Source organism: Bifidobacterium pseudolongum subsp. pseudolongum DSM 20099 (genome assembly GCF_000771225.1).
In the GTDB taxonomy this organism is placed as follows: Bacteria; Actinomycetota; Actinomycetes; order Actinomycetales; family Bifidobacteriaceae; genus Bifidobacterium; species Bifidobacterium pseudolongum.
In genome coordinates, this window is the sequence record NZ_JDTZ01000002.1 from 178521 (window position 1) to 194957 (window position 16437).

Consider the following 16437-nt stretch of genomic DNA (forward strand, 5'->3'; position numbering starts at 1 on the left):
TGACATTTTACTCTCGGTAAAATGTCAGAGGACTCTGGCCGGCGGCTGCTACCCGGCCATGGTGCGCCGCGAAAAGGCGATTGCTGGCCTTACTTCGGCAGTTCCATGAACTCCATGTCTTTGAGGTAGTTGTTGCCGGCCGTGATGTCGTATTGGATCAGCTTGTAATCCTCGAGCAGCTGTTTCGTGGCCGCATCCATGTCGGCCACGCTCATCGGCTCGCCCTGTTGGTTCAGGTAGATCGCCTGCCCTTCGGGGATGCGGTCCCAACCTTGGATGGTGTTGACGACCGGTGGCTCCATGGCGGCGATATGCCCGTGCATGTCGGTCAGGAACGCCAGATAGGGGCTCACTTTCGCGTCCATCTGTTCGGCGGCCTGCGCGATGAAGAAGTTAGGTGAGGTGTAGGCGCTGTCGTCGAGCTTGGTGCCCTGCACTTCGCTCGCCTGGTTCGACCAGATGAAGTAGTCGGTCAGGTGCAGTGCGATCGAGTTCTTCTCATCGGCCCCGGCGGTCTTGTAGACGCCGGGCAGATGGTCGCCGTAGAACACGACGGTGATCGGCTTGTCGATCGCATCGAGCTCTTCGAGGAACTGCTTGGTGGCTTCGTCGGTCAGCTCCATGCCCTTGGCGTAGGTGCGGATCGATTCCTTCTCCTTGTCGGTGAGCGGGTGCTCGGCGTCGGCGGAGTCGCTCACCGTGAACTCGTTGTTCTTGTACCAGTCGTTGTATGGCATGTGGTTCTGCATGGTGATCACCTGCAGGAACTGGTTGTCGTCGGTCTTCTTGATCTCCTCGACCGTGCTTTGGTAGGTCGCCTCGTCGGAGACGTACGGCGAATTGTCGATCTTGTCCTGATGCGCGATGATGTCGTCGCCCTTGAGCGCGTAGAAGTGCGAGAAGCCGAGCTTCTTGTAGTTCGCCTCGCGCGAGTACATGCTCGGCTCGTACGGGTGCAGGCCGATCGAGTATTCGGGCGCGCCCCACAGCTGGTTCACGCTCGGCGCCCAGCACGCCCCGGGCAGCAGCTGCTGGTACGGGCTCGTGAGCGAGGAGTCGAAGTTGGCCATGCTCAAGCCGGTGAGCCCCATGTATTCCATGTTCGCGGTGCCGCCGCCGTACCCGGAGCTGAGCATGAGGCCGGACGTGGTCTCACCCTTCACCTGCCGGATGGCGGGCATGGGGTCGGCGTTGAGCTGCACGCCGGGCACGCGTGTGGGGTCGGAGAACGATTCGGACAGCACATACACCACCGTGCTGTCGGTGAGCGAACGCTCACGCGTCTTGTTGATGTCCGCCGCGCTCTTGCGGTAACGTTCCGCGATCTGCCGCATCGTGGCCTCGCTGTAGGTGGTGGGCTCGTCCATAACCTTGGGGTCGATCTGGCGCAGGAACGAGACGACCGGGCCGTTGCGCTGCGCGTCGTAGACCGAATCCCACATCGACGGCTTGTCGCCCATGCCGCGTGACACCCGGTAGCCCCACGAGTCCACGGTGCCCACACTGCCCACATACAGGGCGATCGCGAGCGCGGGCAGCACGGTGAACAGCACGCGCAGGCCCGCGCCAAGCGGCTTGTTGCCGCCACGGATCATCGAGCCATGCCTTCCGTCGAAGTGCGCGCAGACGATCGACAGGGCAACCGCCAGCACGCACACGCCCACCGCCATGCCGATGACCGCGGGCGCCTCGGGCGGCAGGAAGCTCATCACGTCGCCGGTGTTGCCTTTGAGGAAGTTCAGGTCGGAGGGCAGGATCACCTCGTAGCGCGCGCTGATCTTGAGCTTCTCAATGGCGGCGATGACCGCGGCGAGGCACAGCAGTATCGGTGAGGCCACCCAGAACCGGTTGCTCACCATGAGCAGAATCAGATACACGAGTCCGATGGCGAGCATGTTGAGCAGAAGCACGAAGTTGCCCTGGCCCATTTTGCCGATCATCGTGCCGAGGCTGTCGAGCGAGCTGGACAGCTGCACGCGCGTCGACGACTGCGTGACGCCATACTGCAGGATCGCGAGCGCGAGGAAGTCGACGACGATGAACACGACCGCGTACAGCCAGCTGGGCCAAGCGCGGTGTCTGGGCTTCGGGGTCTTCGTGGGGTCGACGGTGGTGATGCGCAGTTCCTCCACGTCCGTGGTGGCCGCCGCCGCTGGCATGGACGGGCTGGATGCCGGTGTGGTGTCTTGTGATGGATCATTCAACGCATGGGGTTCGTTGTGCACGATGTGGGTCGCTCCAAATCCGTGAACGGCAATGGTATGCGGGTGCCGTTAGTCATGTGTATGTTGTGTGTCGCCGCCCCATTTTCCTCCACCAAGCTGACAATCGGCTTAGCTCATGGAAATACCGGCGCTGGGCCATCGTCGCGGCCATGTTCGCGCTGCGCGGTACCCAGCGTCGCGGTGACGCCGTTCGTGCGACTATCGAAGTGCATACAGGGAAGAAGGCAGGAGCGAATATGGTGCAGGCCACAGGCTGGGACGCGGTGTACCAGACCCGTATCACCCACGGGTGGCTCCCCTATGCCGTGTGGGCGATGCTCGGTGTGGGGCTTGTGGCGCTCGCCGCCGCGCAGATCGCCGCCGGCAAGCGCCGCAACGTGGTCAAGCAGGCGGTGGCCGCGCTCGTCTGCGCGTGTGCGGGCGGCGCCATCACGTGGTTCATCTCCGACGGCATTGTGCTGTTCGGTGTGGAGCTCGGCTGGGAGGTGATCGGGGCCGCAGCCGGCGGGTTCTTTCTGGCCGGCGCGTTCATCGCCGCCGCGGTGATGACGCGCGGGTGGAAGCGCGTGCTCGCGATTGCCATGGTGCCATTCACTGTGCTCGGTGCGGGATTGCGTATCAACGCGATCTACGGTGAATTCCAGACCGTGGGCAGTCTTGTGGATTACTCCCCGTATCCGCCGCTCGATTCGGCGCATGTCTCACGCGCCACGGTCAGCGTGGCGCAATGGAACGCCCAAGTGCGCTCCGGGTCTGTGCGCCCGGAGACGGAAGGCAAGCTGTTCAGCGCCACGATTCCCGCCACGCGCTCGGGGTTCCGGGCGCGCCACGCCGTCGTCTGGCTGCCGCCAGCGGCGCTCGCGGCCCATCCGCCTGTGCTGCCCGTGCTCGTCATGCTTTCGGGTCAACCGGGCAGCCCCACACGGTTCTTTAGCGCGAGCAATGCGGTCGCCATACTGACGCGATATGCGCGTGAGCACAACGGGTTGGCACCGATTGTGGTCTCACCGGACCAGAACACCGGCATGATGACCAACAGCCTGTGCGCCGACACCATCAAAGTAGGCAAGGCGCAGACCTATCTGACCCAGGATGTGCCCGATTGGATCCGAGCCACCCTGCCGGCAAGCGTCGATGCGGCCGACTGGGTGATCGGCGGATTCTCGCAAGGCGCCACCTGCTCCACACAGCTGGCGCCGAACTTCCCTACGGTCTACGGCAACGTGCTCGCGGTGGACGGCGAACTCGCCCCCACCGCCGGCAGCAGGCAATCGATGATCAGCGACTACTTCGGCGGTGACGAAGCCGCATACGACAGGCAGGTGCCAGTGAACGCGATCAAGGCGCACGCGCCGTCACGCCAGGTCATGATCCTCGGCGCGGGTGCGCGTGATCACACGTCGTTGGCCAATGTGGTCACGATCGGCGAGGCGGCGCGCGAGGCGGGCTGGACCGTGCACATGGTCAAGGCCGCCGGCAGCGGGCATGATTGGCGCGCCGTCAACGCCACGTTCGCGGTGGCGCTCCCCTGGCTGTGCGACCGCATGGGCCTAGACGCCACGCCCGCTGCATTCGAAGACTATGCACACGACCACGCACAGAAAGTTGAGGTACTCCAGTGAATGCCAACCAATCATCCAAGGCACGGCCACAACGCCGTACCGGCAGCGGCGTCGGCGCGCAGCTGCTCGCCGACCTGCGCCAATGGGTGCATGAGCAGCGGTTCGCGCTCTGGGTCACCGCCGGGTTCGGGGCCATCAACCTGTGCTGGTGGCTGTTCTACGCGGTACAGCACAAGAGCCTGCCCTATGCCGAGCTGAGCACCACGCTGGGGGCGTTCGACCTGGCGCGCCTGCTCCCCTCGCTCGTGTTGACGCGCGGGGTGCTCCAGCTCATCGTCGAGGCGGTGCTCATCCTATGCGTACTGTGTGTGGCCGAGCCGCGCATGGGCGCCATGCGCACAACGCTCGTCTCGTTGGGCAGCGCGGTCATTGGCATCGGCGGCGGCCTGCTGTTGTGCGCGGGCATCAGCACCCTGTTCGGCGACCGCGCGCTGACCTCGCAGATCGTGTTCTCGTTGAGCCCGGTGACACTGGTGGCAGGCGCGCTGATGGCCTCCACTGCGTTCTCTTACGCGCTGTGGCGCCACCGCGTGCGCCTCATCGGCTACACCGCCGTGCTCGTGGTGATCCTGTACGGAGGCAATCCCGGCGACTACTGCACGCTCATCGCCGCCGTGGCCGGCCAGCTGATCGGCACGGCGATCGCCGGGCGCCCGCATGAATCCGAACAGTGGCATTGGCAGTACAGTTCGTCGCGCGAAAAACGGCGCATCTTGGGTGCGATCGGCTTTGTGCTCGCACTCGGGCCGGTCGTCACCGCCACTTCGCGCATCCATGCCGGCCCGCTCACCTCGCTCGCGTGGATCATGGGCCCGGGGTCGACGCATTCCAGCCGCCTCGCGGCATGCCTCAACGGCGGGGCCTCGCTCGGCTGCTTCCAGCAGAACTCGTTCACCGCGGGCCTGTTCCCCGGCGACGTGGTGCGGTCGGTGCTGTGCGTCCTCGTCATGCTCACGCTCGCCTGGGGCGTCATGTTGGGCAGGCGCGCCGCCGCGGTGGCGAGCATTGTCTTCTATGCGCTGACCGCGCTCACCGCCGTGGTCTATTACCTAATCGTGCCGATCCGCAGTTTCTTCGCACCGGTCGATGGCAATGCGTCGGCTGCGCTGCCGCCGGGCACGCTGCTCACATGCGCGGTCAATGTGCTCGTGCCGCTGATCTACGCGATTGCCCTCGGCGTGGCGTTGCGCAATTTCTCGGTGCGCACCCACCGCCGCACGTTGAGCTTGAGCGTCACGGTGCTCATTGTGACGCTGCTTGTGTGCCTGACCGTCTATCTGGTGTTCGGCTTCACGCACGCGCAGGACTTCGTGCCGCACCCTGACGCGCGTATGCTGTTCGAGGACCTGCCGGCGCGTCTGCTGCCGGCGGGCTATCTTGCGGCCACCTCACTGACCTTCGCGCCGGCCACGGCGCTCGCCTCGGTGATCTACCAGGGGGTGGGCATGGTGTTCTGGCTCGTATTGCTCGTGGTCTCGCTCGCATGGCTGCGCTCGTCGATCGACTACGACCACGCGGCGCACGAACAGGCCGAGACGCTTGTGGAGCATGGCGGCGAATCGATGAGTTTCATGGCCACGTGGGAAGGCAACGAATACTGGCTTTCCCCCACCGGCCGTTCAGCGGTGGCCTACCGTGTGCTCAACCACATCGCGCTCACCACGACCGGCCCGTTCGGCGACCCGGAAGAATGGTTCAGCGATCTGGACGATTTCTCGCGCTTCTGCAGTGACCATACGTGGGCGCCGGTGTTCTACGCGGTGCATGAAGAGCAGAAGGACTACCTGCAGGAGCAGGGCTGGCATTCGATCATGGTGGGCGAAGAGATGCTTATCGACCCGCAGGCGTGGAAGACGACCGGCAAGAAGTGGCAGGATGTGCGCACCGCCATCAACAAGGCGAAGCGCGAAGGCATCGTCGATGTGATGACCACGTTCGACGAGGCGCCGACTGACGTGCAGTCGCAGATTGAGGGCATTTCCGAACAGTGGTCGCAGGGCAAGGCGCTGCCTGAGATGAAGTTCACGCTCGGCGGCGTGGAGGAATTGAAGGACCCCCGTGTCAAGATCCTCTACGCGATCGACGGCGACGGTGTGGTGCAGGCCGTCACGAGTTGGCTGCCCACGTGGCGCGGCGGCCATGTGATCGGTTGGACGCTCGACTTCATGCGCTACAACCATGGCAGCTACAACGGCATCATGGAGTTCCTCATCGCGCGTATGGCCCAGCGCATGCACGATTGGGGCGAAGCGCACCCCGACGAGCAGGTGCGGTTTGTCAGCCTATCAGCGGCGCCGCTCAGCGGCCTGCAGCATTCGTCGGACGCCACGAGCGACGACACGTCGAACATCGACGGCACCACGGTGCTGCAGCATTCGCTCGCACTTGTGGCCGACCTGCTGGAGCCGGCGTACGGGTTCAAGTCGCTGTACCGGTTCAAGCTCAAGTTCCAGCCGATCCAACGGCCGGTGTACATCTGCTACCGCGATTCGGCGTTGCTGCCGAACCTGGCGATCGCGATCATCCGCGCCTACCTGCCATCGCTCACGTTCCGCGAGGCGCTCGGCATGCTTTCGTCGTTCAAGCCGAAGGACGATGCCTCCGCATCGACCGCTGCGCCGGCATCCGCGTCGTCGACTGCGTCCGCGCCGTCCGACTGAGCGCGGGCGGCGCGGCACTGCGCGCACAGCCCGAACACTTCGAGTGTGTGCGATTCGACCGTGAACCCGTGATCCTCGGCGATCGACCGCAGCCACGTCTCGCTCGGGGGGTCGATTTGCACGGTTCTGCCGCACGCGACGCAGACCAGATGGTGGTGGTGGCGTTCATCGCCGCATAGGCGGAACATCTGCTGGCCGTTCATGCGTACGGTGTCCGCCTGACCGCTGTCGGCCATCGCGTTGAGACGGCGGTAGACGGTGGCGAGTGAGATATGCTCGCCACCGTCCACAAGCCGTTGGTGGAGCGCTTGCGCCGAAATGAACACGTCGCACGCCCCCAACGCCTCACGGATGACGTCTTTCTGGCGTGTGTTGCGCCCACTCTGTGCGGCCACGGTGCTCCTTTCCGTTGTGTCGGCGACGCTACTGACCGCTTTCACCGCTCCAGCAGCCGGTGGCCTCAAGGTCGGCCGCCGTGCGTGCGGGGTCGTCGGTCAGCACGGTGATGTGCCCCATCTTACGGTTGTGTTTGACCTGCGCCTTGCCGTAATCGTGCATATGCCACTCGGGGTGGTTGGCGCGTGCGGCGCGCGTGGGCGCCACATGCTGCCCGAGCACATTGACCATGACGGCCGGGCTCAGCAGGCGCGGCTGCTCAAGCGGCCAGCCGGCGATGCCGCGGATATGCGTGTCGAACTGGTCGGACGAGCACGCCTCGATCGTGTAGTGCCCCGAATTGTGCGGGCGCGGCGCCAGCTCGTTCACCAGCACGCCGCCGTCGTTTGTCACGAACAGCTCGATCGCGAGCGTGCCGGCGAGCCTGAACCCGCGCGCCAGCTCGATGGCGAGCGCGCGTGCGGATTCCTCGAGCGCCGTGCCGACCTCGGCCGGCGCGAGCGTCATGTGCAGGATGTTGTTGCGGTGAATGTTGCGCACCACCGGGAACGTGACGTAATGTTCGCCGTCGCCCGACACCAGGATCGACGCCTCGTACGCGAAATCGACGAACCCCTCGAGAATCGCCTGCGGGAATTCGTCGGCGGCCCACACCTGTGCAAGATCATCCTCGCTGTGCAGCACAATCTGCCCGTGGCCGTCATAGCCGCCTTCGCTCGTCTTGAGCACGGCCGGGTAGCCGATCTCGGCGAGCGCCGCGTCGAGCTCACCGCGCGACTGCACGGCGCGCCATGGCGCGGTGCCGATGCCATGGTCGTTGATGAACGTCTTTTCGGCGATGCGGTTCTGCGTCACGCGCAACAGGTCGGTGCCCTGTGGGATCGCCACACGGTCGCGCACCGCATCGAGCGCGTCGGCGTCGACATTCTCGAATTCATACGTCAACACGTCGCTGTGGTCGGCGAGCGCGCGGATTGCCGCGGTGTCGTCGTAGTCTGCCACGATCTGGAAGTCCGCCACCTGCGCGGTGGGGCAATCGTCGGTCGGGTCGAGCACGCCCACGCGGAACCCCATGTATTTGGCGCTCAGCGCCATCATGCGGCCGAGCTGGCCACCGCCCACGATGCCGATTGTCATGCCCGGCTCGAGGGCGGCGAGCGCGCCGTTGGTTTCGTCAGACAAGCTTGGCATTGGATTCATCCACCTTCTGCTTGAGGTCGTCGCGGTACTCCTGCAGTTCGTTCGCGAGGCGCTCGTCGGTCATGCTCAGCATGCTGATGGCGAGCAGTCCCGCGTTCGTGGCGCCGGATTTGCCGATCGCCGTGGTGGCCACGGGGATGCCGCCGGGCATCTGCACAATCGATAGCAGCGAATCCCAGCCCGACAGCGCGTGGGACTGCACCGGCACGCCGATGACGGGCAGCGTGGTCTGCGCGGCGACCATGCCGGGCAGGTGCGCGGCCCCGCCGGCGCCGGCGATGATGACCTTGATGCCGTTGGCGCGCGCGTTGTGCGCGAATTCGCCCATGAGCTCCGGGGTGCGGTGCGCCGAGATGACCTGCTTCATGTACGGCACCGTGAACTGGTCGAGCATGGCGCATGCGTGCTTCATCGTGTCCCAATCGCTGGCCGATCCCATGATCACGGCCACTTGCGGAGTACTGGCTGTCATTTGCTTCCTTACGCGAGAAGGTGTGGTGTGTACGCCACTACTGTACGCCACGCGGCGGGCGCAGACGGGCACGCATGGCGGCCCATCTCAGATATTGGCGCTGCCGTCAGGCGAAGGTGAGCGCCACCTTGCCGAACACGTCGCCGGCGATCACGCGTCCGAAGGCGGCACGTGCGTCGGCCGCGGCGTATACGGCGTCGATCGGCGGATGCAGGTCGGCGTGTTCCACGAAGCGCAGCAGGCGTGCGAAATCCCCGCGCGAGCCCATCGTGTTGCCTTGGATGCGGATGTCCTGGAAGAACACGCGCGTGAGCTCCGCGCCCGGCTGGTCGCCGCTTGTGGCGCCGCATGTGACGACGGTGCCGCCGGGGCGCACCGATTTGATCGAATGGCTCCATGTGGCCGAACCGACCGAATCGAGCACGGCGTCCACTTTGTGCGGTAGACGTGCGCCGGGTTCGAACGTGGCGTGCGCGCCGAGTGCGGCCGCGCGGCTGCGTTTGGCGTCGCTGCGCGAGGTGACGAACACCTCGAGGCCGGCGGCGTGCGCCAGCATCGTCGCCGCGGTGGAGACGCCGCCGCCGGCGCCTTGGATCAGCACGCTGTCGCCGGGCTGCACCTGCGCGCCGTGTTCGCGCGAGAACAGCATCGAGTAGGCCGTGAGCCAACTGGTGCCGAGCACGGCCGCCTCTTCGGCGCTCAGATTGGCCGGCTTGGCGAACAGGTTCGCCGCGGGCACCTGCGTGGTGGTGGCCATCGTGCCCGGGTAGCGTTCCGACAGGATGCTGCGTCGTTCGCCCGGCAGCACGCCGGCGCCGTCGGACCCGACGACGGTGTATGCCACAACCTCGCTGCCGGCATGCAGCCCGGTGTCCCCCACCGGATCCTCAGGCAGCACACCGCACACGTCGGTGCCGAGGATCATCGGTGTCTGTGCGGCGGATAACCCCACGCCCTTGAGCGACCATATGTCATGGTGGTTCACCGTGGTGGCGCGCACGGCGATACGCGCCCAGCCGGCAGGCAGCTCGATTGGCGGCACATCGCCTATTTCGAGCGCGGCGAGCGGGTCGGAGGCATTGACGGATGCGGCATACACGGCTTGCATAATGGTCCCCTATCTTGTATGGGCACCCGCGTAAGCGAGATAGGGTGCCGAACACAGGCTTTTCGGTACATATCTCGCTTACGCGGGTGCCCTTGTCTGACACCGTTGTGAGCATAATCGCTTACCCCACTATAATATGGACACGCAAAGGGCCCCACGCGGGAACCGGGAAGGACGTGGATAAGGCGATGACCTGCGACATTTTGGCTACCCTGCATTCCCCCGCGGACGTGCAACGGCTTGACGATCGCCAGCTTGACGAGTGTTGCGCACAGATCCGCGAAACGCTTGTGGAGTTCGGCAAGCGAGCGGGCGGCCATATCGGTTCCAATCTCGGTCTGGTGGAGACAAGCGTGGCGCTGCATGTGGTGTTCGACTCCCCGCTCGACAAGATCGTGTTCGATGTCTCGCACCAAAGCTACGTGCACAAGATGCTCACTGGCCGCGCCGAAGCGTTCCTCAACGCCGAACTGTTCGGCTCGGTCACCGGCTTCACCAACCCGGCCGAATCCGAACACGACCATTTCGTGCTCGGCCACACCGGCACATCCATCTCGCTGGCATGCGGCCTTGCCAAGGAACGCGACATGGTGGCCGCCACCGGCGCCGTGCCGCAGACACGCAACGTGATCGCCGTGATCGGCGACGGCGCGCTCAGCTCGGCCATCGCGTTCGAGGGGCTCAACAACGCCGCCGAGCAGGGCGGCAACCTCATCATCATCGTCAATGACAACGAGATGTCGATCGCAGAGAACCATGGTGGCATGTATGCGACGCTCGCCGAGATGCGCGCGTCCCACGGCCGCAGCGACCGCAACCTGTTCACCGTGTTTGGCCTCGACTACCGCTATGTGGAGCATGGCAACGACGTGCACACCATGATCGAGGCACTGCGCGAGATCAAAGACATCGACCACCCGGTCGTGCTGCATGTGCACACCACCAAGGGCCTGGGGCTCGACGCCGAGGACGCACGCCACGGCTTGCACGCAGGCCAGTGCGAAGAGAACCATTGGCAGAACCCCTTCGCGCAGGATGGCAGCCCGTTGGGCGCGCGCAAATACTACGGTGCGCTCGCCATGGATGCACTCGCCGCGCGCTTCGAGCACGAACCCGGGCTCGTCGTCATCTCGCCGGCCACGCCGGGATCGAACGGCATCACCCACGCGTTCCGCGCACAGGCGGGTCCGCATTATGTAGACACCGGCATCACCGAAGAGCACGCGGTCGCGTTCGCCTCCGGCATCGCCAAAGCCGGCGGCCGGCCCGTGGTGGCCACATCCGCCACGTTCTTCCAGCGCACATTCGACCAGGTGCAGCAAGAGGTGGCGCTCAACGGCACCCCGGTGACGCTCCTCTCGTTCGGCGCCGGCCTGAGCGACGCCGACAACACCCATTCCGGCGCATTCGACGTGCCGTTCTTCGGCAACATCCCCGGCCTGATGTGCCTGGCGCCCACCTCACGGCAGATGTTCCTCGACATGCTCGCCTGGTCCACGAGCGAGCGCAACAGCCGCCCGGTGCTGATCCGTGTGCCCGGCAACCAGATCCTGGGCGGCGAGCGCGCCGGCACCCTTGACCCCAACGCCACGGTCGAACCACAGGCCACCGACGCGAACAACCCGTGGTGCGGCTACCATGTCGCCGAAGCAGGCGACACGGTGGCGGTCCTTGGTCTGGGCAACGCCTACCCGCTCGCACGTGAAGTGGTGCGCGCGCTTGCGAGCGACACCACCGCCCCGGTCCACGCCACACTGATCGACCCACTGCAGTTCTCCACACTCGACGAAAGCACCCTGCGCGCGCTTGCGAGCGACCACACGCTTGTGGTGACGCTCGAAGACGCGCAGCTGGAAGGCGGCTGGGGTGAGAAAATCACCGCGTTCTACGCGAACATGATGCCCGGATCGGGCATGCGCACGCTCAATTTCGGCGCGGACAAGGCGTTCACCGACCGCACGCCGCTCGCCACACTCAACAGCCGGTATGGGCTGACGTGCGAAGCGGTCACCGCGCGCATCCGCAGCGTGCTGCGCTGAACCGCATATCCGCACTTCAAGCGCACTCCCCTACCGCTTACCGCGCCAAACCGACCGCTTGCCGGCACGCGCGCGGGTCGCAACGCGCCACGGCGGTAGATTGGCTCTTGCCGGGGCATAGCCCGCAAGAGAGGAGGAACCGTGCGAGTCGAACTGTCGATCAGGCCCACGATTGAGGCCGACCATGCGCGCATCAGCGCCCGCGCGCTCACCGAGGAACTGCAGCAGGCGGTCGACGCGCTCGCCGGCATCGGCCGCGATTCGACCGTCGTGGAACTGCAGCCGGGCCCGCACCACGCCGTTGTCGGCACGCGCGGCCGCAGCATCGTCGTGGTGCCGGTGGCCGACGTGTACATCGCGCACATGGACGGCGGCCACGTGCAGCTCATCACAGCCAAAGGCGAACTGCGGTCGAACAACCGGCTCTACGAATTGGAATCCACGCTCGGCGAGGGGTTCGTGCGCATCAGCAAATCCGCGATCGTGAACATCGACGCGATCGACCGCATCGAACCGGGGTTCGGCGGTGCGCTCAGCGTGCAGATGGTCGACGGGTCGGTGGAATGGATCTCGCGGCGTTTTCTGGGCGCGTTCAAACAGGCGATCGGCATGGGGCGCGCATGACGGGTGCGCACCTGCATCTAAGGAGTCATCATGAATCACACCATTGGCAAGACGATGGCCGTCTACACGGCCACAGGCATCGGCATCGCGGCGTTCCTCGCCATGGCGTTCTCCGCTGTGGCCGGTCTGGCGATGGGCGGCGAGACGGGCGCGATGCTCGTCAAGCAGTTCGGCGTCGTGCTGTTGTGCGGCATCGGCTACGGTGCGCCTGCGGTGGTCTGGACCAACGACCGGCTCGCCACATGGGCCAAGGCGCTGATCGCACTGGTGCCCGGCACGCTGATGTACACGGCGGCGGCATGGTGGATGGGTTGGATTCCACGGCAATACGGCGCTTCCGCCGTGGTCTGGTCCATCGTGGCCATGCTCGCCTGCACCGCCGTCATCAGCGCGATCTGTGGGTTCGTGTTCCGCGGCAATGTGCGCAAGATGAACGCGCAGCTCAAACGCCGGCAGGCAGGTCGCGGCGGCCGCTGAACCGGGCGCGTCCAACGAGCCTAGTAGCGTAACTGTACGTTGCCTCCATAGCTCAATGGATAGAGCGTCGGCCTTCTAATCCGCAGGTTGCCGGTTCGAGTCCGGCTGGGGGCACCCGTGGCTACGCGCGGCCTGCACCTACATCCGGTGCGGGCCGCGCGCCTGCATCAGGTGCCTATTCGATGATGACGGCCAAGCCGTACATCAACAGCAGGAACATCACGCTGATCGCCGTGTACACGCCAAGGTAGCGCCCCTTGTTCCGCGGGTATTGGCGCGTGTAGTTCTTGTAGGTGATCAGCGAGGCCATCGAGGCGATCAGCGTGCCCATGCCGCCGATGTTGGTGCCGATGATCAGCGGCACCCACTGGTCGCAGAAACCGGAGAGCAACAGGCTCGCCGGCACGTTGCTGATGATCTGGCTTGAGATGATGGAGACTTCGAGCGGATGCTGGCCCACGAACGCCTGCGCGATACCCGCAAACTCCGGCACACGCTTCATGTTGCCGATGAAGACGAAGAACATGATGAAGGTGAGCGGCAGCGCCCAATCGGCGTGGCGGAACGACCCGCGGTCGCAGACGACCATCGCCACGAACGTGACCGCGCACATGACCCACAGCGGCACCATGTCACTCACCGCAAGCACGCACACCACGAATACGCCCGTGTACACGATCGCCCGCCAGCCGCCATAGCCGGCGCCGTATCCGGTCACCTTGATCTCGTCGGGCTGGTGGCGCGTCGGGTCCGGGGCGAGCACACCGCGTTCGAACCCTTTGCTGTCCATGCCATCGAATTCGGCGATGCGCCGGCCGCGGAACACCACGCAGGTGACGACGACGAGCAGTACGGCCGCGAGAATGGAATACGGCGCCATGATGCGCAGGAAGTGCCCAGTGGACATGCCGGTGAGCGCCTTGAAATACAGGTTGTGCGCGTTGCCGACCGGCGTGAGCATGCTGCCGGTGTTGGCAGCGACCGTCATCAGCGCGCACACGATGATCGCCTTGTCTTCCATATGCGCCATCACCAGCACGGCGAGCGCGAACGGCACGAAGGTGAGCAACGCCACGTCGTTCGTGATGAACATGGCCGAGATGAACGTGAGCGCGATGAACGTGAGCACCACACCGCGCGCCGTGTGCACGCGGTGGAGCAGACTCGACCCGATGATGCGGAACACGCCGATGCGCTGGAACCCGACCACCACAAGCATGAGGCACACGAGCTGCGAGATCGTGCTGACGTGCACATAGCCGCCATACTGCCCGTCGGGCGGCACGATGAAACAGGATATTATTGCCAGAAGCGTCGCGACGATCAGAATGGTCTCGCTCCGCAGGAAGGTCAGCACCCGTTGCCGCATTCAGCCTCCAGGAAGAATGTGTAAAACGGTACCATCCTACACGAAAAGCCGCCGTTGCAACGGTTCGGCGTGGTCACCGGGCCGACCGCGCACGCCCATTGCACCACCTGAGCTCTTGGAATCATTGCCGTTGGTTTCCGACCGTTCGCCCAATGCGCATCCTAGCCGATGTTGCCGCCGAAGATCCGTGATTGCAGGTCCTTGCGTTCCTTTTCGGTCTCGGTGATCACCGAAAGCAGCCTGATCTGCTCCTGCGTGTCCGCTGTGCGCGCCATGCGGTGTTTGGTGGCGTCGATGCGCCGCATGTACCCCACGTCGAGCAGTTTGGCGAGCAGCTGGTTCGCATACTGCCGCTCTTCCGCGCTTGCCTCGCGCAACGGCTGCGCGGCCGGCGCGCCGTGCTCGTCGTTGTGCGCCGCGGTGGCCGGCATCAGCAGCGGCAGCGGCATCACCGCGAGTTCGGTGATTGCGGACGAGAGCATGGGGCCGCCGGCTTTGGTGAGGTTGTGCAGCCACAGCCCCTGCGAGATCGATTCGACCGGCAGGCCGCCCGCCACTTCAATCGCCTGGAACAAGGTCTGGAACACTGGGGTCTGGAAGCAGTGCACCGTCAGCGCACGGAACAGCTCGGGGTTGATTGCGCGTGGAATCTGGATCAACGTGGCCATGAACTGTTGCTCGCAGATGAACACGGGGTCCTGGATGCGGTAGAACGACTGCCGTTGCGCGTTCGCGGCCTCCATGCGGTGCGCCTGTTCGGGTGCGGGCGCCCGCTGCTCACGTTCGGGCTGCTCGTAGCGGCGTTTCGGCGCATACGCGTCGTCGCTGCGCACACGCAGCTGCCGGCGTGCCGCGCGCACCTCGTTGCGCAGCACGTCGAGTTCCACGCCGATACGCCGGGCCACTTTGCGCGCGTAGAGGTCCCACAATGATTCGTCGCGGATCTGCGCGATGAGCGGCGCGACCGCCTTGACCGCGCCCATCTGACCAGTGGTGTAGGTGGTGGCGAAACGGTCGATCGCCGTGTCGATCACAAAGTCGAACAATGGTTTCGCGTTGGTGATGAGTTGGCGCAGCGCGTCGTCGCCGCGCTCGATGCGCAGGTCGCACGGGTCCAGATTGTCTGGCGCCACGGCCACGAAGGTCTGCGTAAGGAACGATGAGTCAAGGCCGAAGGCGTGCAGTGCGGCCTTCTGACCGGCCGCGTCCCCGTCGAAGGTGAAGACGATGCGCGAGCTCAACTGCTGGCCCTCCACGTTGAGCGGGCCACGCAACTGCACTGCGCCGAGCGAATCGTCGGCGATCAGGCGGCGCACGATCTTGGCGTGCTCGTCGCCGAATGCGGTGCCGCATGTGGCGATCGCGGTGTCGACGCCCGCCAAGTGCATGGCCATCACGTCGGTGTAACCTTCCACGATCACCACCTGGCGTTTGTCCACGATCTGCTTCTTGGCCAGGTCGATGCCGTAGAGCACTTGGTTCTTGTGGTAGAGCTGCGTATCTGGCGTATTGATGTATTTCGCGTTGATCTGGTCGTCGTCATACAGCTTGCGCGCGCCGAACCCCAAAGTGCGGCCGGTGGAGTCGCGGATCGGCCACGTCACGCGCCCACGGAAATAGTCATAGACGCCACGCTGGCCTTGGCGGGCCAAGCCGGCGTCGAGCATCTCCTGCTGTGTGAACCCCTTGTCGGCCAAGTGGCGCACCAGATTGTCCCATCCGCGCGGCGCGTAACCGCAGCCGAACCGCGCGCAGTCGACCTGCGAAAAATCACGGCCGGCGAGCAGTTTGCGGGCGGGCAGGGCCTCGTCGGTCACCAGTTGCTCCACAAAGAAGCGCTGGGCCTCCTCGTTCGCCTCAAGTAGGCGCGTGCGCTTGGAGCCTTTGGTTTCGGGCGTATTGCCGGTCTTGTCGTAATGCAGTTCGATGTGGTAGCGGTCGGCGAGCAGTTCCACCGCCTCACGGAAATCGATATTCTCCTGCTCTTCGACGTATTTGAATACGTCGCCGCTGCGGCCGCAGCCGAAACAGTGCCATACGCCCATCGCGGGGCGCACACTGAAGCTGGGGGTCTTCTCGTCGTGGAACGGGCACAGGCCCACATACGACCCGATGCCGGATGGTTTCAACGCCACAGTGGCGGAGACGATCTCGTACAGATCGGCCGCATTGCGTACTTTCTCAATGTCTTCTTTGTGAATCATGCCCGCCATGGTGCACAGCATATCAGGCGGCCCCACATGGC

11 protein-coding genes, 1 tRNA gene and 1 pseudogene are annotated in these 16437 nt (G+C 65.0%); 6 read left to right on the forward strand and 7 right to left on the reverse strand.

Annotated features, from left to right (window positions below):
• Positions 1–89: 89 nt before the first annotated feature.
• A complete protein-coding gene (locus OU02_RS00825; RefSeq protein ID WP_033488531.1) occupies positions 90–2159 on the reverse strand; it encodes an LTA synthase family protein in 2070 nt (689 codons plus the stop codon).
• Between the two features lie 302 nt (positions 2160–2461).
• On the opposite strand from OU02_RS00825, the gene OU02_RS00830 reads away from it, so the two are divergent.
• Together OU02_RS00830 and OU02_RS08010 are read left to right on the forward strand one after the other, a co-directional pair.
• The gene (locus OU02_RS00830; RefSeq protein ID WP_051918177.1) at positions 2462–3847 is read left to right on the forward strand and encodes an alpha/beta hydrolase; all 1386 of its coding nucleotides are present in this window, start codon (positions 2462–2464) and stop codon (positions 3845–3847) included.
• Positions 3844–6507, forward strand: a complete 2664-nt coding sequence (locus OU02_RS08010; protein WP_080720450.1) for a bifunctional lysylphosphatidylglycerol flippase/synthetase MprF — start codon at positions 3844–3846, stop codon at positions 6505–6507. The genes OU02_RS00830 and OU02_RS08010 overlap by 4 nt, the downstream gene beginning before the upstream one ends.
• 2 nt (positions 6508–6509) lie before the next feature.
• Here OU02_RS08010 and OU02_RS08990 read toward each other — a convergent pair.
• The 4 genes and pseudogenes from OU02_RS08990 to OU02_RS00850 form a co-directional block, all read right to left on the reverse strand.
• Positions 6510–6902, reverse strand: a pseudogene (locus OU02_RS08990) (Fur family transcriptional regulator); the annotation flags it as partial.
• Between the two features lie 28 nt (positions 6903–6930).
• The gene (gene purK / locus OU02_RS00840; protein ID WP_033488333.1) at positions 6931–8094 is read right to left on the reverse strand and encodes a 5-(carboxyamino)imidazole ribonucleotide synthase; all 1164 of its coding nucleotides are present in this window, start codon (positions 8092–8094) and stop codon (positions 6931–6933) included.
• Positions 8078–8575, reverse strand: a complete 498-nt coding sequence (gene purE / locus OU02_RS00845) for a 5-(carboxyamino)imidazole ribonucleotide mutase (RefSeq protein ID WP_022857801.1) — start codon at positions 8573–8575, stop codon at positions 8078–8080. The genes purK and purE overlap by 17 nt, the downstream gene beginning before the upstream one ends.
• Before the next feature lie 106 nt (positions 8576–8681).
• On the reverse strand, positions 8682–9683 hold the full coding sequence (locus OU02_RS00850; RefSeq protein WP_033488334.1) for a zinc-binding dehydrogenase: 1002 nt from the start codon (positions 9681–9683) through the stop codon (positions 8682–8684).
• A 188-nt stretch (positions 9684–9871) separates the two neighbouring features.
• Here OU02_RS00850 and OU02_RS00855 point away from each other — a divergent pair, with 188 nt between their 5' ends.
• The 4 genes from OU02_RS00855 (at position 9872) to OU02_RS00870 (ending at position 12937) form a co-directional block, all read left to right on the forward strand.
• Positions 9872–11722 carry a 1-deoxy-D-xylulose-5-phosphate synthase gene (locus OU02_RS00855; RefSeq protein ID WP_033488335.1) on the forward strand — a complete coding sequence of 617 codons (1851 nt, stop codon included), beginning with the start codon at positions 9872–9874 and terminating at the stop codon, positions 11720–11722.
• A 141-nt stretch (positions 11723–11863) separates the two neighbouring features.
• Entirely contained in the window at positions 11864–12346 is a 483-nt protein-coding gene (locus OU02_RS08215; RefSeq protein WP_051918176.1) for a LytTR family DNA-binding domain-containing protein, read from the forward strand.
• Between the two features lie 30 nt (positions 12347–12376).
• Entirely contained in the window at positions 12377–12823 is a 447-nt protein-coding gene (locus OU02_RS00865; protein WP_033488336.1) for a DUF3021 family protein, read from the forward strand.
• A gap of 41 nt (positions 12824–12864) precedes the next feature.
• Positions 12865–12937 (forward strand) — tRNA-Arg (locus OU02_RS00870).
• Positions 12938–12998: 61 nt separating this feature from the next.
• Here the strand turns inward: OU02_RS00870 and OU02_RS00875 are convergent.
• Both OU02_RS00875 and dnaG read right to left on the reverse strand, forming a co-directional pair.
• Complete coding sequence (locus OU02_RS00875) at positions 12999–14192, reverse strand: SLC13 family permease (RefSeq protein WP_033488337.1); 1194 nt, start codon at positions 14190–14192, stop codon at positions 12999–13001.
• 161 nt (positions 14193–14353) lie between these two features.
• On the reverse strand, positions 14354–16405 hold the full coding sequence (dnaG, locus tag OU02_RS00880; RefSeq protein WP_033488534.1) for a DNA primase: 2052 nt from the start codon (positions 16403–16405) through the stop codon (positions 14354–14356).
• Positions 16406–16437: the final 32 nt, after the last annotated feature.